Here is a 17,788-nt window from a genome sequence, read left to right on the forward strand (position 1 = left end):
AAGCCCTGCCGGCGCGACGTCGTGGTCAACTCCTCGCCAAGTGTTGCCGCGCTGCACTTGACCTCCCCCGGCCTTCGCGGCACCGTCCGACCCTCGAAAGACCTTAGCTGTCCGGATTGCCCATGCGCGCCCTCTCCCTGAAATCGCTCCGCTTCGCCGCCCTGCTCGGCCTCATGTTCGGAGCGCTGTCGCTCGGTGAGGCCAAAGCCGCCAACCCGTTCGAGCTGAACTTCTGGCTGAGCGGGCCGCGCTATGACGGCACTGTTGCCGATTGCGACAAGGCGTTGCCGACGATCGCCACCCAGTTCTGGGAGAAGGAAAGCTCGTTCTGGAATTCCTCGTTGAAGATCACCGGCTTCTCAGCCATTCACGAGGTCGCCTTCCGGCCCTGGCAGTCCGACAACATTCCGCGCCGCTATTGCACCGGTGAGGCCATGCTCACGGACGGCAAGGTGCGCAAGGTGCATTTCTCGATCGTCGAGGATGGCGGCTTCGCCGGCTACGGCAACGGGGTCGAATGGTGCGTGGTCGGGCTCGATCGCAACTGGGCCTACAACCCGGCCTGCCGCGCCGCCAAGCCCTGATTCGAAAGACCCTGCTTCGGCCGATCAAGCGGCCCACAGTTCGTCGCTCGAAATTTGTTCTTGAAATGTTCTCGTTGCCTGCTAGGCTGGTTACACAGTCTAGTTGAGGGGCGTCGCCATGTTTCATTCCAGATTGCATTCGTTCTCCCGTCTGCTGATCTCGCTCACCCTTGCTACCGGGCTGGCCATGCTGGCGGGTGGCGCGAAGGCCCTGGACAAGCGGCAGAACGTGCCGGGCGAATTCGATTTCTATGTGCTGTCACTGTCGTGGTCGCCCTCGTTCTGCGAGGAGGCGGCCGAGCGCGGCGGCCGCTCCCAGGCCCAGTGCAGCGGGCGGCCCTATGCTTTCGTGGTGCACGGGCTGTGGCCGCAATATGAGAACGGCTTTCCGGAATATTGCCAGCGGCCCTCGCCGCGGCTGAACCGCAGCATCGTCTCCTCGATGCTCGATTTGATGCCGGCGCCGGGCCTGATCTTCAACGAATGGGACAAGCACGGCACCTGCTCCGGGCTGACCGACCGCAATTATTTCGAGACGATCCGCAAAGCGCGCGCCGCGATCAAGATTCCGGCCGAATATCTCGACCTGTCGCAGGCCAAGACCGTTGCGCCTGCGGCGGTCGAAGAGGCCTTCATCAAGGCCAATCCGGGCCTGAGCAATGCCGCCGTCTCGGTCACCTGCAACCGGACGCGACTGTCCGAGGTCCGCATCTGCCTCAGCAAGGATTTGCAGTTCCGCGCCTGCGATGAAATCGACCGCCGCGCCTGCCGCCGCGACGAGGTGACGATGCCGCCGATCAGGGGTGGGTAGCCACAGCTCTCGTGGCTCGGCTGCAGCGCAATGCGCCGCGAACCGCTGCGTAGTGCACTGCTGAGCCGGGCCCATGATAAAGGAGCAGCTAGGTCCCGGCTCTGCGGCGCAGCGTTCCACACTGCACCGCGTCCGGGACACGTGATCACGCCTCTTTGCTCAGGCCGTCACGTGGCGTAGTGCTCTTCCCATGAACTACCGCCACGCCTTCCATGCCGGCAATTTCGCCGATGTCATCAAGCACATCGTGCTGGCGCGCATCATGACCTATCTCCAGGACAAGCCAGGGGCGTTCCGAATCATCGACACCCATGCGGGCGCCGGGCTCTATGATCTCGAAAGCGACGAGGCGCGGCGCGGCGGCGAGTGGCTGACCGGCATCGCGCGCCTGATGCAGGCGCGCCTGTCGAACGAGAGCGTGGCGCTGATCAAGCCGTATCTCGACATCGTGCGCGCCTTCAATCCGAAGGGCGAGCTCAAGGCCTATCCGGGCTCCCCGCTGATCGCGCGCGGCCTGCTCAGGCCGCAGGACCGCCTGGTCGCCTGCGAACTCGAGCCGAAGGCGCGCAAGGCGCTGATCGACGTGCTGCGCCGCGATGAGCAGGCCCGCGTCGTCGACATCGACGGCTGGATGGCGCTGCCGGCATTCGTGCCGCCGAAGGAACGGCGCGGCCTCGTGCTGATCGACCCGCCTTTCGAGGCCAAGGACGAGTTCGAACGGCTGGGCGAGGCCTTCTCGGCCGCCTTCGCCAAATGGCCGACCGGTATCTATGTAATCTGGTATCCCGCCAAAAATCGCCGAGCCACCGACACCCTCGCGCAAACAGTGGCCCGGCTCGCAGCCGCAGCAAAGCCGCCGGGAAAATGCCTGCGCCTCGAGTTCAGCGTGGCGCCGCAAGCCGAGGGAGCCGCACTCACCTCGGCCGGGCTGCTGATCGTCAATCCGCCCTATACGCTGCAAGGCGAGCTCAAGACGATCCTGCCCGAACTGGAAATGCCGCTGGGCCAGGGCGGAGCTGCCAGATTCCGATTGGAGATGCCGAGACCGTAACACTCCGCATTCTTGGGAAAAATATGCAGCAGCGGTAGTCAATCCGCCGAGAACCGTATTATGCTGTTTCCGTGACTGGCTTTGCGTTCCGCTTCCGCGAATGGTTGCGGCGGAGTGAAGGCCTAAGAAAGATCCGACCGGGCCGATGAGGCCCGCCCAAGGATGGCCAGCTCTCCCGGGCTTCGTGATGCCCGGTCATGTCGTGACGTGAGTCTGCGTCGCGACGGAGGAGCAATGAGGGGGAGTTTCCCGATGGCCATGACGGGAACGGTCAAGTTTTTCAACGGCGAGCGCGGCTACGGCTTCATCAAGCCTGATGATGGTGGTCGCGATGTATTCGTACATATTACTGCTGTCGAGCGGGCGGGACTCAAGGACCTTGCCGAAGGACAGCGCATCACTTTTGAAGTCGAGCCGGACAAGAAGGGGAAGGGACCGAAGGCGGTCAATTTAGTCATCCTCTCCTAGCGCAATTTCAAGCCAACGCCTGGCGCGAAGAGCACTTGGCGCGAAGAGCATCTGGCGCAAAAAAATCCCGGCCGCGAGCGGCCGGGAGGTTGTCGTCCGGTATTTTCTTCTTCAGCTATCAGAAGTGATAGTTCACGCCTGCGCGCACAACGCTGGCGCTATAGCCGTTTGACACGCCTGTAATTGCGAACTGGCTCGTCGACAGGTCGACGTAGAGATATTCGAGCTTGGCGCTCCAGTTCGGCGCGAAGCCGACTTCCGCACCGGCACCGATGGTCCAGCCGGCGCTGGTGTGCGACTCCGTCCAGCCGAAGGTCTGCGCGCGCAGCTCGCCGAAGGCGAGACCGGCGGTGCCGTAGACCAGCACGTTGCTGAACGTGTAGCCCGCGCGGCCGCGCAGGGTGCCGAACCAGGGATTGGAAAACTTCCACGGCGCGAACGTGTCGTCGGCACCGGCAGCCTGGATGTCGCCCTCGACACCAAACACCCATGGGCCGTTCTGGAAGTTGTAGCCGGCCTGCACGCCGCCGACGAAGCCGGAGGGCTTCACGGGCGTGTTGCTCACCGAGCCCCACTCATAGCCGAGATTGGCGCCGAGATAAGGGCCCGCCCAGCTATAGGCATTGAGCGGCTGATTGACGGTATAGGGCGCGCGCTGACCGTAATTGAGATCGGCGGCTTCTGCCGAAGCTGTCCAGCCGGCAGCAACCAACGCGGCTGCGCCCACAACGAACCTCTTCATCGATATTCTCCAACGCAACTGCCGTCCCCCGCGATGCCTGCGCCGCCGCGCGCGGCAAAACCGCATGGTTACGGAACCACCACTTTTTCGCGTAAGATTTATCGAGAGTTTTAAGTTAAAGGCCTGTTAAGCCGGGTTACCGCGCTGTTAACAGGCTTAAGCAAGCGTTACCGGGAACTGCGCCGCCATCCTGTGCGCGCCGCGTCGCCGGAACTTCAAATCGGCACCCCCAGCGCCTAAATTCGCACCATGGTTCACGATTCCACCGACAATCCGGACGACCGCGCGCGCAAGGCGCGAGCTGCTGCGGCCGAGACCCCACAGCAGGGGCTGGCGGCGCCGGACCTCGATCCGGCGGCGGCAGGCGGCGACGACGAGGACGATGCGCTGCTGCCCGATATCCTCGAAGAGAGCGGCGCGGTCGGCGAGGAGCCGCTGGCGACCGGTCACGAGGCGATCGAGCGCGCGGTCCGGCTCGCCCCGACCTCGCCGGGCGTCTATCGCATGCTCAGCGCGAATGCCGACGTCCTCTATGTCGGCAAGGCCAAGAACGTCAAAAAGCGCCTGTCCAACTATGCGCGCCAGAGTGCGCCGCAGCCGGCGCGTATCCTGCGCATGATCGCGGCCACCGTGACCGTGGAGATCGTCTCGACCAACACCGAGACCGAGGCGCTGCTGCTGGAAGCCAACCTCATCAAGCAGCTGCGGCCGCGCTTCAACGTCCAGCTGCGCGACGACAAGTCGTTTCCCTACATCCTGATCACCGGCGACCATTGGGCGCCGCAGATCCTCAAGCATCGCGGCGCACAGACCCGGCCCGGCCGCTATTTCGGCCCGTTCGCCTCCGCCGGCGCGGTCAACCGCACCATCACCGCCCTGCAGCGCGCGTTCCTGATCCGCTCCTGCACGGACTCGTTCTTCGAGAGCCGTACTCGGCCCTGCCTGCTCTACCAGATCCGCCGCTGCGCCGGCCCCTGCACGCGCGAGATCGATTTCGGCGGCTATACGACCCTGGTGCGCGAGGCGAGCGACTTCCTGTCCGGCAAGAGCCACGCGGTGAAGCAGGAGCTTGCCGGCGAAATGGAGAAGGCGGCCAGTGAGCTCGAATTCGAGCGCGCCGCGCTTTACCGCGACCGTCTTGCCGCGCTCTCCGCGATCCAGTCGCAGCAGGGCATCAACCCACGCACGGTGGAAGAGGCCGACGTGTTCGCCATCCACCAGGAGGGCGGCTTCTTCTGCGTCGAGGTGTTCTTCTTTCGGACCGGCCAGAACTGGGGCAACCGCGCCTATTTCCCGCGTGCGGAGAAGACGTTCACGCCGGAGGAAGTGCTGGGCTCGTTCCTCGCCCAGTTCTACGACGACAAGCCGCCGCCGAAGGTCGTCCTGCTCTCGCATGAGATCGAGGAGAGCGAGCTGCTTGCCAACGCGCTCGCGATCAAGGCCGGCCACAAGGTCGAGGTCACCGTGCCCAAGCGCGGCGAGAAGAAGGAGCTCGTCGCGCACGCGCTGACCAATGCGCGCGAAGCGCTCGGCCGCAAGCTTGCGGACACCGCGACCCAGAGCCGGCTGCTCGACGCCATGGCGACGACGCTGAGCCTGCCGCATGCGCCCAAGCGCATCGAGGTCTACGACAACAGCCATATTCAGGGCACCAATGCTGTCGGCGCGATGATCGTCGCCGGCCCCGATGGTTTCGTGAAGAACCAGTACCGCAAGTTCAACATCAAGTCGGAAGGGATCACCCCGGGCGACGACTTCGCCATGATGCGCGAGGTGCTGGAGCGCCGCTTCAAGCGCCTCATCAACCCGCCCGAGGAGGGCGCGGCCAAAGCAAAGGACGATGATTTCCCGCAATGGCCCGACCTCGTCATCATCGACGGCGGCCGCGGCCAGCTCAATGCCGTCCGGGAGATCTTTACAAATCTCGGCCTGACCCAGGTATCGCTGATGTCGGTCGCCAAGGGCCCGGACCGCGATGCCGGCCGCGAAACCCTGTTCATGCCGGAGCGCGAGGCGATCAAGCTGGAGCCGCGCGACCCCGTGCTCTATTTCATCCAGCGGCTGCGGGACGAGGCCCACCGCTTCGTCATCGGCTCGCACCGCAAGCTGCGCAAGAAGGACATCCGCGAAGCCGGTTTGCAGGAAATTCCGGGCATCGGCCCGTCACGCAAACGTGCCTTGCTGCATCATTTCGGAACCCTGAAGGAGATCGAACGGGCCTCGATCGCCGATCTCGGCAAGGTTCCTGGGGTGAGCGCCGAAAGCGCCCGCAGGATTTTCGACTATTTCCATCCCCAGCCGGGGTGAACTAAAGGGGCCGCGGTCATATGGTCGTCGCACCCCGCACCCCATTTGGTGAGCGGGACGGTTGACCTTCAGGCACGAGCGGTATTGGTAGGACGGATGAACATCGCCACGACACGAGGGACGACCAGCCGCGCGATGTCCCTCCCGAACATCCTGACCTATGGCCGGATCGCCGCGATCCCGGTCGTAGTCGGATGCATCTATGCGCAGTCGATCCTGGATCAGCCGCTGTGGCTGCGCTGGCTCGCGGTCGCCATCTTCATTGCGGCTGCGGTCACCGACTACCTCGACGGCTATTACGCGCGAATCTGGAATCAGCAATCGGCGTTCGGCCGGATGCTCGATCCGATCGCGGACAAGCTGCTAGTCGCCTCCTGCCTGCTCATGCTGGCCGCCGACGGAATCATCCACGGCTGGTCGCTATGGGCCGCCATCGTCATCCTGTGCCGCGAGATCCTGGTCTCGGGCCTGCGCGAATATCTCGCTGCACTCCGCGTCAGTGTGCCCGTGACCAAGCTTGCGAAGTGGAAGACCACGGTCCAGCTCGTCGCGATCGGTTTCCTGCTCGCAGGGCCCGCCGGCGACGAGGTCGTGCCCGTGGTCTCGATGATTGGGCTGGCGCTGCTGTGGGCCTCGGCCATCCTCACCATGTACACCGGCTACGATTATTTCCGCGCCGGCATCCATCACCTCATCAAGGAGGATGAGGGATGAAGGTGAAGTATTTTGCCTGGGTGCGCGAGCGCGTCGGTAAGGCGGAAGAAACCATCGAGCCGCCCGCGACCGTGCGCACCGTGGAAGAGCTGATCGCGTGGCTGTCCGGCCAAAGCGAGGCCTATGCCTATGCCTTCGAGAAGCCGAAGGTGATCCGCACCGCGATCGACCATGCGCACGTCAAATCCGACGCCGCGATCGCGGGCGCCCGCGAGATCGCGTTCTTCCCGCCGATGACCGGTGGCTAGGCTAATGTTCTCGAGCAGACCAACGTACGGGGCCGCCACACCTCTCCCCAACGGGGAGAGGTCGATTTGCGCAGCAAATCGGCTGACGGGGGTACAGGTCCCACGAGAGAGCGGATCCCCTCACCCGCGCTTCCGGCGCGACCTCTCCCTACGGGAGAGGTGTGGGAGCAGCTAAGCCATGACCTGCCCCGTCACCATCCGCATCCAGGAAGACGATTTCGACATTGCGCGCGAGATCGCGATTCTGACCAAAAGCCGCACCGACATCGGCGCGGTCGTGAGCTTTTCCGGCATCTGCCGCGCCGAGGAGGACAGTTCGAAGGTCTCGGCGCTCACGCTCGAACATTATCCCGGCATGGCGGAGGAGGAGATCAAGCGCCATGCCGACGAGGCTGTGTCGCGCTGGCCGCTGAACGGCGTCACCGTGATCCACCGCGTCGGCCGGTTCGTGCCCGGTCAGAACATCGTGCTGGTGCTGACGGCGTCGCAGCACCGCCAGGCCGCATTCCAGGCGGCCGAGTTCCTGATGGACTATCTCAAGACCAACGCGCCCTTCTGGAAGAAGGAAGAGAGCGCCACCGGCACCGGCTGGGTCGAGGCCCACGCCCGTGACGACGAGGCCGCCGCCCGCTGGACGAAATCGTAATGGCAAAAGCTACGAAAAAGACCACGCGCGGCCGCGCCGCGCCAAAGCTTGCGAAGGTGGGCTCCGGCGAGCTCGTCACGCTGCTCGATTACGTCCGCTACGCGGTGAGCCGGTTCGTCGAAGCAAAGCTCGCTTTTGCCCATGGCACGACCGATCCGGTCGCGGAAGCGGCCTTCCTGGTCTGCGAGGCCCTGCACCTCAATCCCGAACAGTTCGATGGCTTTGCCCATGCCCGCGTCACGATCGCGGAAGGCAAGACCGTCCTCGACCTCATCCATCGACGCGTCACCACGCGCAAACCGGCGGCCTATCTCGTCAACAAGATCTATATGCGCGGCCTGCCGTTCTACGTCGATGAACGCGTCATCGTCCCGCGCTCCTTCATCGGCGAACTGCTGGAGTCGCATTTCGGCGGCGAAGAAGGCGCAGGCGCGCTGATCGACGATCCCACGGCCGTCGAGCGCGTGCTCGATCTCTGCACGGGGTCGGGATGTCTTGCGATCCTCGCGGCCCATCATTTCCCGTATGCGGCGATCGATGTCGTCGATATCTCCAAAGGCGCGATCGAGGTTGCCACGCGCAATGTCGACGAATACGGACTCGTTGAGCGGATCACGCTCCATCGTGGCGACCTGTTCGCCCCCCTCGGCGATGCACGCTACGACCTCATCATCACCAACCCGCCTTATGTCGATGCCGAAGGCATGGCCGCGCTGCCGCCGGAATGCCGGGCCGAGCCAAAGCTCGCCTTCGACGGCGGCGCCGATGGTCTCGACGTGGTCCGCCGCATCCTGGCTGAAGCACCCGACCACCTGACGCCCGGCGGCGGGTTGATCTGCGAGATCGGCCGCGGTCGCGATCTGGTGGAGGAGGCCTTCCCGGAACTGCCGCTGCTCTGGCTCGACACCGAGGATTCCGAGGGCGAGGTGTTCTGGATTTCGGCCGCCGATCTCGGCTGATTCGCCACGACGGATGGCGCTCCGTCGGAACAAGTCAAATTCCGCCACGTTCACTCCCCGAAGAATTTCTTAGCTCTCGGAGGATGACCGCATGCTCGCGCCATCGGGCGAATTGCTGCGCGCCGGCATGGCGCTCAAGCTCAACCACGTCAAACGCGCCGCTCAATCCTATCTGCGTGACCAGACCAGCCAGGCAACCGGCAAGGTGACGTCTTACGCGGTGGCAGGCGGGCTCTTTGCAGTGGCGGGCCTGTTCTTGATCGCGGCATTCTTCGTCGGGCTGATCGCCCTGTACCGCTGGGTCGCCATCACCTACGGGCAGTTCTGGGGGTTTGGTGCCGCCGGGGGATTGCTGCTGGTGCTGGCAGCGGTCTGCACCGGCGTGGCAATGGCGCAGATGAAGCGCAAAGCCAAGCCGATCGTGCCGCTGGCCAGCCGGTTGCGCGTCGCGATCGCGACCCCGCGAATCCCGCGCGGGACGGTCAAAGAGGCCGTGAAAGAGGTCGCGACCACGATCCCCCTTGCGCCGCTCGCGCCGGGCGAGCGCCGCCACGGCGCGAGAGCCTGGCCCGTTCGCACCAACCGACCCGTGCAACTTGGCCTGATGCTCGCCGCGATTGGCGTGGCGGGGTTCACGGCGGCGCGCCGCCGGCGTCACGGCCAGAGATTGGGCGCTTAAATGCCGGTGCGGCGCTCCGAACAGATCGACTCCTGGCTGCTGGTAGCGGCGACGGCGATCTTTGTGCTGACGGCGGAGCGCTATTTTCAGGACACAGGCTTGCCGCTATCCGGGCCACCGCAAGACCACCGCAAAGGCGAGGCGAATTCACCGGAAACGCCCCCCGCGCGCGCGGCCGCGCAGCCCGGCCACGGCCGCCGTGCCAGGAGCCCGTTCGAGATCCCCTGGAAGGGCTGGAAGGATATCTTCTGGCGTACTTATCAGCGCATCGATGAGGATCGTCTGCTTGCCACGGCGGGCGGCGTCGTGTTCTTCGGGCTGCTCGCGATCTTTCCCGCGGTCACGGCGCTTGTCTCCTCCTACGGCTTGTTCGCCGATCCCAAGACGATCAGCGACAACCTCCAGACGCTCGCGACGATGCTGCCCGAAGGCTCGTTCCAGATCGTCGAGGACCAGGTCGCGCGCGTGGTCTCGAACGGCAATACGACGCTGGGTGCCACCTTCCTGTTCGGCCTCGTGCTTGCGATCTGGAGCGCCAATGCCGGGGTCAAATCGATCTTCGACGCCCTCAACGTCGCCTATGAGGAGCGCGAGAAGCGCAGCTTCATCAAACTCAACATGGTGTCGCTGGCCTTCACGGTCGGCGGCATCGTGGCGCTGCTGGTGATGGTGGGAGTTGTCGTCGCCTTCCCACTCGCGCTCAATCGTCTCGGCATGGCGCCCGAAAGCAAGCTGATCGTGGCGCTGGCGCGATGGCCGCTGATGTTTCTCATCCTGCTGGGGGCGCTTGCAATCCTCTACCGCTTCGCGCCCAGCCGCGATGCGCCGCGATGGCAATGGCTGAGCCTCGGCGCGGTGATCGCCGCCATCCTCTGGATCGCCGGCTCGGCCCTGCTCTCCTGGTATCTGTCGGAATTCGCCAATTACAACGCGACCTACGGCTCGCTGGGCGCCGCGATCGGTTTGATGACCTGGATGTGGATGTCGGCGATCGTCATCATGTTCGGCGCCGAGCTGAATTCGGAGATCGAACGGCAGACACTGAAGGACACGACCGAGGGGCCGCCCAAGCCGCTCGGCACCCGCGACGCCGTCTCGGCCGACACGGTCGGCGCCGCCGCACCGGCCTGACCGCCTGGGAGCGGGCCGCTATCCCCTCGAATCAACAATGATGTTAGGCTCGCGCCACTTGGGGAAGCACGAGGCGTGACGGGTCGCGCAGTGTGACCCGTGTTTTCCCGGGTGAGACTGTCAGCTCTTTGAGGCGTAACGCGCGGCATGATTCGCATTTCGACGATCTTCATCGCCATCTGCATGGTTCTGGTCGCGGCCTCGCTCGGGCTTGTGCTCTACTCGGTCGCCGGCATCAGCGGGACGGAATCCGCGATCGTGGCATTGACCGCGCTGACCTTCCTGATCCTCTACAACGCGGTGTCGATGCGGCTGCGCGACCGCAGCGACGTCGGCGGCCAGATCGCCGACCTCTCCCGCGGCACCGCCGACCTCGCCCGCCAGGTCGCCGAGTTCGGCCGCCGGCTGGCTGCGATCGAGGGACGTATCGCCTCGTCGAATTCGACCAACTCCGACCGCATCCAGTCGGTGGTCGGCGAGATCAACGAGCTCGGCGGACTGGTCAAGCAGCTCGCCACCACCGTATCGGCCCATGAAGACCTCCTGGCCGGCAGCGCGCCCGTGCCGGCCTCCGGCCCGGCCGCGCGGCTGGAGCCAGAAACGCCGCTTGACCTGGTTGCGCCCTTCGAGGAGCGGGTCGCCCCTCCCCCGCTTCCCGCGCCGCCACCGCGGCCGGCCCCGCCGGTGGTCCAGACCCAGGCCGCCAATCCCGTTCAGGTCGCCAACGGGCGCAACCAGAGCCAGATGCTGGCGACGCTGCGCGGCGCCATCGACGAGAACCGCATCGACATCTTCCTCCAGCCGATGGTGACGCTGCCGCAGCGCAAGGTGCGGTTCTACGAGGCGGTGACGCGCCTGCGCGACGAGCGCGACCAATTGATCGCCGCCGAGGAGTTCATCAGCATCGCCGAGGCCTCCGGCCTGATCGGGCGCATCGACAACATGGTGATGCTGCGTTGTGTGCAGGTGCTGCGCCGCCTGATGGTGCGCAACAAGGATGTCGGCGTGTTCTGCAACGTCGCGGCCTCCACGCTCGGCAATTCCACCAGCTTTGCGCAATGCCTCGACTTCCTCGAAGCCAACCGGGCGCTGGCGCCGTCGCTGGTGCTGGAGTTCAAGCAGTCGACCTTCCGCAGTCTCGGCCCGACCGAGACCGAAAACCTCGCAGCGCTTGCCCAGCGCGGCTTCCGCTTCTCGATCGACCACGTCACCGATCTCAGGATCGAGCCGCGCGAGCTCGCCGACCGCGGCGTGCGCTTCATCAAGGTGCCGGCCTCGCTGCTGCTCGATCCCCGGCAGGCCTCGACCTCGGACATCCACCCGTCCGACCTCTCCGACCTGCTCGGCCGTTTCGGCATCGACCTGATCGCCGAGCGGATCGAGGGCGAACGTGCGGTGGTGGACCTGCTCGACTATGACGTGCGGTTCGGCCAGGGATTCCTGTTCGCCCCGCCCCGGCCATTGCGGCCCGAGGGGGCATCTGCTACCGGCGGGGCCTCGCCGAACCAGGCGCAGGATATTCAGGGATCCAATGGCTCCGCTTCCCCCAGCCAAGGTACGACATCTGGCGCGACGTCAGCCGTACCTCCGGCACAGCGCATCACCGGAAACGCGGCGCTCGCGCGCCGTATCTGATCGGCCGCTCGTATCATGACAACGCTGCATTTCTCCAAGAGCCTGCGCGAACTCGTGGGCGGCGTCGAAGTCGTGCTCAGCGACATCTGGGGCGTGGTCCATAACGGGCTGGAATCCTTCCCCGAAGCCTGCGAGGCGCTGCACACCTATCGCAGCCGCGGCGGCACGGTGATCCTGATCACCAACGCGCCGCGTCCGGCCGACTCGGTGCAGCGGCAGCTGCGCAAGCTCGGCGTCGCCGACGAGACCTATGATGCCATCGTCTCCTCCGGCGATTTGACGCGGCTCTATGTCGCCGAGCATCCCGGAGCCAAGATGTTCTGGCTAGGCCCCGAACGCGACAATTCGATCTATCGCGGCCTCGATGCCACCACCGCGCCGCTGGAACAGGCCGACTATATCGTCTGCACCGGTCTCTATGACGACGAGACCGAAACGCCGGAAGATTACCGCGGCATGATGCTGCAGGCGCGCGAGCGCAAACTGACGCTGATCTGCGCCAACCCCGACATCGTGGTGGAGCGCGGCGACCGGCTGATCTATTGCGCCGGTGCGATCGCGGAGCTCTATCGCGAGCTCGGCGGCGAGGTGATCTTCTACGGCAAGCCGCACCGGCCGATCTACGAGCGCGCCATGCGGCTGGCCGGCGAGCGCCAGGGCCACCAGATCGACCGGAAGAAGGTGCTGGCGATCGGCGATTCCGTCCGTACCGATCTGACCGGCGCGCGCGAATTCGGCATCGACTGCCTGTTCGTCACCCGCGGCATCCATGCCGAGGAGTTCGAGGGCCTCGACCAGCTCGACCCGGCTTCGGTGATGGAATTGTTCGGTCACCCGCCGAAGGCGCTGATGCGCGAATTGAAGTGGTAGAAACTATCGTGCCCCGGACGCAGCGCGAAAGCGCTGCAGAGCCGGGGCCCAGAAGCTGCAAGTGACGTCGTGGATAGGCTGGGTCCCGGCTCAGCGTCGCGTCACTGAAGTGACGCGCCTTGTCCGGGACACGAAAACGCGCTTACGCGCTCGCCATGTCCGGGAAGACCGCCTCGATCTTGGTCTTCAGCGTCGCCGCGTTGAACGGCTTGACGATGTAATTGTTCACGCCGGCTTTCTTGGCCGCGATCACGTTCTCGGTCTTCGATTCCGCCGTGATCATGATGAACGGCGTGGTGGCGAGGTTCGGATCCGCGCGCACTTCGCGCAGCAGGTCGTAGCCCGTCATCGGCTCCATGTTCCAGTCGGAAATCACGAGCCCGTACTTCTTGCTGCGCATCTTGTTCAGCGCTGCCGAACCGTCGCTGGCATCATCGATATTCTCGAAGCCAAGCTGCTTCAGCAGATTCCTGATGATACGGATCATGGTGCTGTAGTCGTCTACCACCAGAACCGACATCGACAAATCAACCGCCATCTCGACTCCCCCAAACGCAAACCCAGGATTGCTCTAATCGGACCTGTCGGGCTCTTGCCCCGCAGTTCCACATTTCAAGCACTAGCACCAAGGCGTTAAACAGCGCGTTAATCGCGGGCGCCCTCGAAGGACTGAAATCTCGTTCAATCCGCCCCGCCCCTGCCGCTTGACTTCATCCGGCCGGTCAAGCCACGGTCCGGACCGGTCCTGCCGCTTCGAGAATTCCCCTGATGGCTCCGCATTTTACCGTTATCCGCGACACCACGCCGGATTCCGCGATTTTAAAAGGCGCCGTCGTCGCCATGGGCAATTTCGACGGCGTTCACCTGGGCCATCGCGCGGTCATTGCGGCAGCCCTGGAAATGGGCCGGACGCATGGCCGCCCTGCGCTGGCGTTGACCTTCGAGCCGCATCCGCGGCGGTTTTTCAGCCCGAACACCCCACAATTCCGCCTGACGGACGAGCGGGCCAAGCTGCGGCTACTGGCCGGCACCGGGCTCTCCGGCGCCGTGGTGATGACCTTCGACAAGGCGCGGGCCGGCACCAGCGCGCAAGATTTCATTCACCATGACCTGATCGGACGCCTCGGCGTCAGCGGGATCGCGGTCGGTTACGACTTTCATTTCGGCAAGGGGCGCGTCGGCTCACCGAGCCTGCTGGTCAACGAGGCCCCCCGGCTCGGCATCGAGGTCGACGTGCAGCCGCATGTCGACATCGACGAGCGGCCGGTCTCCTCCAGCGCGATCCGGATCGCGCTGGCCGAAGGCCTCCTCAATGAGGCCACCACCATGCTGGGCGCGCCCTGGTTCGTCACCGGCGAGGTGATCCACGGCGAGAAGCGCGGCCGCGACCTCGGCTACCCCACCGCCAATATCCGCCTGGACGCCAATTGCGGCCTCAAGCACGGCATCTACGCCGTGCGGGTCGGCCGCGGGCCCGAGCGGCTGGACGGGGTGGCAAGCTTCGGCCGCCGCCCGACCTTTGATAATGGCGCGCCGCTGCTGGAAATCTTCCTGTTCGACTTCAAGGGCGACCTCTACGGCCAAGCGCTCGACTGCGCCTTCATCGGCTTCATCCGCGAGGAGCTGAAATTCGACAGCCTGGAGGCCCTGATCCGCCAGATGGACGACGATTCCGCCCGCGCCCGCGCCATGCTGGCCGCCGCCCCGGACGCCTTTCCGCGGCTGGGGGCGATTGATTAAGGCCAAACCGACCCCTGCTGCCTTTGCGCTTCCCCCGGCCCCCTGCTATGGAGAGCCCATGTTTGCGCGGCGCATCATAGGGATTAGCGGCCCGGCTTCCGCCTGAGCCTGAAGGCTCGGCGCAAGACCGGGATTTCGTCGTTTCACCCCCGCGATTCCATGTCGCCATCCGTTCCCGCGCCATTTCCGAGCCAGTCAGCCTCATGTCCGAAAAGCCGCAAAAGTCCGACGCTAAAGACTATTCGAAGACCCTGTTCCTGCCGCAGACCGAATTCCCGATGCGCGCCGGCCTGCCGCAGCGCGAGCCGGAGATCCTGAAATACTGGAACGACATCGGTCTCTACGACAAGCTGCGCAAGGAAGCGGAGGGCCGGGCCAAGTTCGTGCTGCATGACGGCCCGCCCTACGCCAACGGCAACATCCATATCGGGCACGCGCTGAACAAGATCCTCAAGGACGTCGTGACCAAGAGCCAGCAGATGCTCGGCTTCGACTCCAATTACGTCCCCGGCTGGGACTGCCACGGCCTGCCGATCGAATGGAAGATCGAGGAGGAGAACTACCGCAAGAAGGGCAAGCAGAAGCCCGATTTCCGCGACTCCGCCGCGATGGTGGCGTTCCGGAAAGAGTGCCGTGCCTATGCGACGCACTGGATCAACGTGCAGCGGGAGGAGTTCAAGCGGCTCGGCATCATCGGCGACTGGGATCATCCCTATCAGACCATGAGCTATCCGGCCGAAGCGCAGATCGCCCGTGAGCTGATGAAGTTCGCGGCCAACGGCACGCTCTATCGCGGTTCCAAGCCGGTGATGTGGAGCGTGGTCGAGAAGACCGCGCTGGCGGAGGCCGAGGTCGAGTACGAGGACCACACCTCCGATACGGTATGGGTGAAGTTTCCGGTCACCTCGCCGGCGCATGGCGCACTCGCCAATGCCTCGGTCGTGATCTGGACCACCACGCCGTGGACGCTGCCCGGCAACCGCGCAATCTCGTTCTCGCCCAAGATCGCCTACGGGCTCTACAAGGTGACCGAAGCGCCCGCGGACAATTGGGCCAAGACCGGCGATCTGCTGATCCTCGCCGATGCGCTGGCCGCGGAGGTGTTCAAGCAGGCCCGCGTCACCTCCTACGAAAAGGTGCGCGACATTCCCGGCGACACGCTGGACGCCGTGGAGTGCGCCCATCCGTTGCGCGGGTTGGATGGCGGCTACGAGTTCGTCGTGCCGCTGCTCGCCGGCGACCACGTCACCGACGATACCGGCACCGGCTTCGTGCACACCGCGCCCGGCCACGGCCGCGAGGACTTTGATGTCTGGATGGTCAATGCGCGCGAACTCCAGGCGCGCGGCATCTCGACGGCGATTCCCTACACCGTCGACGAAAACAGCGCCTACACCGCACAAGCTCCGGGCTTCGTCGGCAAGCGCGTGCTCAACGACAAGGGCGAGAAGGGCGACGCCAACGAGGCCGTGATCAAGGCGCTGATCGAGGGCGGCAAGCTGCTCGCGCGCGGGCGGCTCAAGCACCAATATCCGCATTCGTGGCGCTCGAAGAAGCCGGTGATCTTCCGCAACACGCCGCAATGGTTCATCGCGATGGACAAGGACATCAGCGAGGACGGCCATGCGAAGAAGGGCGACACGCTGCGCGCCCGCGCGCTGCATGCGATCTCGGTGACGCAATGGGTGCCGCCCTCGGGCGAGAACCGCATCAACGGCATGATCGCCAACCGTCCGGACTGGGTGATCTCGCGCCAGCGCGCCTGGGGCGTGCCGATCGCCGTGTTCGTTCGCGAGAAGGCCGACGGCTCGGCCGAGATCCTGCAGGACGAGATCGTCAACCAGCGCATCACCGAAGCCTTCATGGAGGAAGGCGCCGACGCCTGGTACATGGACGGCGCCCGCGAGCGCTTCCTCGGCTCGCGTGCGAGCGAAGACTGGAAAAAGGTCGACGACATCTGCGACGTCTGGTTCGATTCCGGCTCCACCCACGCTTTCGTGCTCGAAGACCGCCAGAACTTCCCGCAGCTCGGCAACATCGTCCGCAAGATCGACGGCGGCCAGGACACCGTGATGTATCTGGAAGGCAGCGACCAGCATCGCGGCTGGTTCCACTCCTCGCTGCTGGAAAGCGCGGGCACGCGTGGCCGCGCGCCCTACGACGTCGTGCTCACCCACGGCTTCACGCTCGACGAGAACGGCCGCAAGATGTCGAAGTCGCTCGGCAACACCGTCGAGCCGCAGAAGGTGATCAAGGATTCGGGCGCGGACATCCTGCGCCTGTGGGTCTGCGCCACCGACTACGCCGACGACCAGCGCATCGGCCCGGAGATCCTGAAGAACACCATCGAGACCTACCGCAAGCTGCGCAACACCGTGCGCTGGATGCTTGGAACGCTGCATCACTTCAGGCCGAGCGAGAAGGTCGCCTATGCCGAGATGCCCGAGCTCGAACGCTTGATGCTGCACGAGCTGGCCATGCGGCAAGCCGTTATTCGCGCTTCTTACACCACTTTCGACTACAAGAATGTGGTCACCACGCTTTCCGCTTTTCTCAACAGCGAGCTGTCGGCCTTCTACTTCGACATCCGCAAAGACACGCTCTATTGCGATCCGCCGTCATCGTTGACCCGCAAGGCGGCGCTGACGACGATCGACCTGCTGTGCGAGGCCGTTCTCAAGTGGCTCGCTCCGATTCTGAGCTTCACTGCCGACGAAGCCTGGCGGATGTACAGGCCCGACGCTGAGCCGTCCGTGCACCTCACAGAGTTCCCTGGTGGAATGGGCACGTTCTTCGACGAAAAGCTCGCCGCGAAATGGGAGACGATCCGCAACGTTCGCCGCGTCGTCACCGGCGCGCTGGAGCTCGCACGCGCGGCCAAGATTATCGGCTCCTCGCTGGAGGCCTCGCCGGTGATCTATGTCGCCGACCGGGATGTGCTGATGACGCTGTTCGACACCGATCTCGCCGAAGTCTGCATCACCTCGAACTACGAGGTGCGCGAGGGCGAGGCGCCGGCGAACGCGTTCCGTCTCGATGCGGTGCCCGGCGTCGCTGTCATCGTCGAGAAGGCGGTCGGCACCAAATGCGCCCGCTCCTGGAAGATCTCGCCGGCGGTGGGCGAGGACCCTGAATATCCCGACGTCACCCCGCGCGATGCCAAGGCGCTGCGCGAATGGAAGGCGTTGGGCGTCAGCGTCTGA

At 64.8% G+C, this 17,788-nt stretch carries 17 protein-coding genes; 15 read left to right on the forward strand and 2 right to left on the reverse strand.

All coding sequences use genetic code 11. The features are described 5' to 3' along the window. Positions 1-122: 122 nt before the first annotated feature. The 4 genes from HYH08_RS33195 (at position 123) to HYH08_RS33210 (ending at position 2,914) form a co-directional block, all read left to right on the forward strand. Positions 123-584 (forward strand): hypothetical protein, encoded by a 462-nt coding sequence (locus HYH08_RS33195; RefSeq protein ID WP_220014033.1) that lies wholly within the window; start codon positions 123-125, stop codon positions 582-584. Positions 585-702: 118 nt separating this feature from the next. Next, the gene (locus HYH08_RS33200) at positions 703-1,395 is read left to right on the forward strand and encodes a ribonuclease T2 family protein (RefSeq protein ID WP_220014034.1); all 693 of its coding nucleotides are present in this window, start codon (positions 703-705) and stop codon (positions 1,393-1,395) included. 190 nt (positions 1,396-1,585) lie between these two features. Further along, a complete protein-coding gene (locus HYH08_RS33205) occupies positions 1,586-2,446 on the forward strand; it encodes a 23S rRNA (adenine(2030)-N(6))-methyltransferase RlmJ (protein ID WP_220014035.1) in 861 nt (286 codons plus the stop codon). Positions 2,447-2,698: 252 nt separating this feature from the next. Beyond that, on the forward strand, positions 2,699-2,914 hold the full coding sequence (locus HYH08_RS33210; protein WP_008544396.1) for a cold-shock protein: 216 nt from the start codon (positions 2,699-2,701) through the stop codon (positions 2,912-2,914). A gap of 118 nt (positions 2,915-3,032) precedes the next feature. Here the strand turns inward: HYH08_RS33210 and HYH08_RS33215 are convergent, their stop codons facing one another. Continuing rightward, the gene (locus tag HYH08_RS33215) at positions 3,033-3,656 is read right to left on the reverse strand and encodes an outer membrane protein (RefSeq protein ID WP_220014036.1); all 624 of its coding nucleotides are present in this window, start codon (positions 3,654-3,656) and stop codon (positions 3,033-3,035) included. A gap of 249 nt (positions 3,657-3,905) precedes the next feature. Here HYH08_RS33215 and uvrC point away from each other — a divergent pair, with 249 nt between their 5' ends. The 9 genes from uvrC to HYH08_RS33260 all read left to right on the forward strand — a co-directional run bounded on the left by uvrC (position 3,906) and on the right by HYH08_RS33260 (position 12,845). Next, positions 3,906-5,963 carry an excinuclease ABC subunit UvrC gene (uvrC, locus tag HYH08_RS33220; protein ID WP_220014037.1) on the forward strand — a complete coding sequence of 686 codons (2,058 nt, stop codon included), beginning with the start codon at positions 3,906-3,908 and terminating at the stop codon, positions 5,961-5,963. 96 nt (positions 5,964-6,059) lie between these two features. Beyond that, positions 6,060-6,677, forward strand: a complete 618-nt coding sequence (gene pgsA / locus HYH08_RS33225) for a CDP-diacylglycerol--glycerol-3-phosphate 3-phosphatidyltransferase (protein ID WP_220014038.1) — start codon at positions 6,060-6,062, stop codon at positions 6,675-6,677. Continuing rightward, complete coding sequence (gene moaD / locus HYH08_RS33230; protein ID WP_018318355.1) at positions 6,674-6,925, forward strand: molybdopterin converting factor subunit 1; 252 nt, start codon at positions 6,674-6,676, stop codon at positions 6,923-6,925. Before pgsA ends, moaD begins: the two co-directional genes overlap by 4 nt. Positions 6,926-7,103: 178 nt before the next feature. After that, positions 7,104-7,571, forward strand: a complete 468-nt coding sequence (locus HYH08_RS33235) for a molybdenum cofactor biosynthesis protein MoaE (RefSeq protein WP_220014039.1) — start codon at positions 7,104-7,106, stop codon at positions 7,569-7,571. Beyond that, a complete protein-coding gene (gene prmB / locus HYH08_RS33240) occupies positions 7,571-8,530 on the forward strand; it encodes a 50S ribosomal protein L3 N(5)-glutamine methyltransferase (RefSeq protein WP_220014040.1) in 960 nt (319 codons plus the stop codon). Before HYH08_RS33235 ends, prmB begins: the two co-directional genes overlap by 1 nt. 91 nt (positions 8,531-8,621) lie before the next feature. After that, the gene (locus tag HYH08_RS33245) at positions 8,622-9,209 is read left to right on the forward strand and encodes a phage holin family protein (protein WP_220014041.1); all 588 of its coding nucleotides are present in this window, start codon (positions 8,622-8,624) and stop codon (positions 9,207-9,209) included. Next, entirely contained in the window at positions 9,210-10,340 is a 1,131-nt protein-coding gene (locus HYH08_RS33250; RefSeq protein WP_220014042.1) for a YihY/virulence factor BrkB family protein, read from the forward strand. It begins immediately after the preceding gene. Between the two features lie 147 nt (positions 10,341-10,487). Further along, a complete protein-coding gene (locus HYH08_RS33255; protein ID WP_220014043.1) occupies positions 10,488-11,975 on the forward strand; it encodes an EAL domain-containing protein in 1,488 nt (495 codons plus the stop codon). 15 nt (positions 11,976-11,990) lie between these two features. After that, positions 11,991-12,845: a TIGR01459 family HAD-type hydrolase gene (locus tag HYH08_RS33260; RefSeq protein WP_220014044.1), complete on the forward strand. Its 855-nt coding sequence runs from the start codon at positions 11,991-11,993 to the stop codon at positions 12,843-12,845. A 142-nt stretch (positions 12,846-12,987) separates the two neighbouring features. On the opposite strand, the gene HYH08_RS33265 is transcribed toward HYH08_RS33260, so the two are convergent. Next, positions 12,988-13,383, reverse strand: coding sequence for a response regulator (locus HYH08_RS33265; protein ID WP_220014045.1), 396 nt, complete (start codon positions 13,381-13,383; stop codon positions 12,988-12,990). Positions 13,384-13,613: 230 nt separating this feature from the next. Here HYH08_RS33265 and HYH08_RS33270 point away from each other — a divergent pair, with 230 nt between their 5' ends. Next, positions 13,614-14,585 carry a bifunctional riboflavin kinase/FAD synthetase gene (locus tag HYH08_RS33270; RefSeq protein ID WP_220014046.1) on the forward strand — a complete coding sequence of 324 codons (972 nt, stop codon included), beginning with the start codon at positions 13,614-13,616 and terminating at the stop codon, positions 14,583-14,585. 203 nt (positions 14,586-14,788) lie between these two features. Then, a complete protein-coding gene (ileS, locus tag HYH08_RS33275) occupies positions 14,789-17,788 on the forward strand; it encodes an isoleucine--tRNA ligase (protein WP_220014047.1) in 3,000 nt (999 codons plus the stop codon).

The organism is Bradyrhizobium sp. BR 10289, from assembly GCF_019455385.1.
GTDB lineage: Bacteria > Pseudomonadota > Alphaproteobacteria > Rhizobiales > Xanthobacteraceae > Bradyrhizobium.

Excerpts from the sequence above, each read along its gene's own strand:
- HYH08_RS33195 (WP_220014033.1), top strand. The coding sequence starts at position 123 with ATGCGCGCCCTCTCCCTGAAATCGCTCCGCTTCGCCGCCCTGCTCGGC.
- HYH08_RS33200 (WP_220014034.1), top strand. The coding sequence starts at position 703 with ATGTTTCATTCCAGATTGCATTCGTTCTCCCGTCTGCTGATCTCGCTC.
- HYH08_RS33205 (WP_220014035.1), top strand. The coding sequence starts at position 1,586 with ATGAACTACCGCCACGCCTTCCATGCCGGCAATTTCGCCGATGTCATC.
- HYH08_RS33210 (WP_008544396.1), top strand. The coding sequence starts at position 2,699 with ATGGCCATGACGGGAACGGTCAAGTTTTTCAACGGCGAGCGCGGCTAC.
- HYH08_RS33215 (WP_220014036.1), bottom strand. The coding sequence starts at position 3,656 with ATGAAGAGGTTCGTTGTGGGCGCAGCCGCGTTGGTTGCTGCCGGCTGG.
- uvrC (WP_220014037.1), top strand. The coding sequence starts at position 3,906 with ATGGTTCACGATTCCACCGACAATCCGGACGACCGCGCGCGCAAGGCG.
- pgsA (WP_220014038.1), top strand. The coding sequence starts at position 6,060 with ATGAACATCGCCACGACACGAGGGACGACCAGCCGCGCGATGTCCCTC.
- moaD (WP_018318355.1), top strand. The coding sequence starts at position 6,674 with ATGAAGGTGAAGTATTTTGCCTGGGTGCGCGAGCGCGTCGGTAAGGCG.
- HYH08_RS33235 (WP_220014039.1), top strand. The coding sequence starts at position 7,104 with ATGACCTGCCCCGTCACCATCCGCATCCAGGAAGACGATTTCGACATT.
- prmB (WP_220014040.1), top strand. The coding sequence starts at position 7,571 with ATGGCAAAAGCTACGAAAAAGACCACGCGCGGCCGCGCCGCGCCAAAG.
- HYH08_RS33245 (WP_220014041.1), top strand. The coding sequence starts at position 8,622 with ATGCTCGCGCCATCGGGCGAATTGCTGCGCGCCGGCATGGCGCTCAAG.
- HYH08_RS33250 (WP_220014042.1), top strand. The coding sequence starts at position 9,210 with ATGCCGGTGCGGCGCTCCGAACAGATCGACTCCTGGCTGCTGGTAGCG.
- HYH08_RS33255 (WP_220014043.1), top strand. The coding sequence starts at position 10,488 with ATGATTCGCATTTCGACGATCTTCATCGCCATCTGCATGGTTCTGGTC.
- HYH08_RS33260 (WP_220014044.1), top strand. The coding sequence starts at position 11,991 with ATGACAACGCTGCATTTCTCCAAGAGCCTGCGCGAACTCGTGGGCGGC.
- HYH08_RS33265 (WP_220014045.1), bottom strand. The coding sequence starts at position 13,383 with ATGGCGGTTGATTTGTCGATGTCGGTTCTGGTGGTAGACGACTACAGC.
- HYH08_RS33270 (WP_220014046.1), top strand. The coding sequence starts at position 13,614 with ATGGCTCCGCATTTTACCGTTATCCGCGACACCACGCCGGATTCCGCG.
- ileS (WP_220014047.1), top strand. The coding sequence starts at position 14,789 with ATGTCCGAAAAGCCGCAAAAGTCCGACGCTAAAGACTATTCGAAGACC.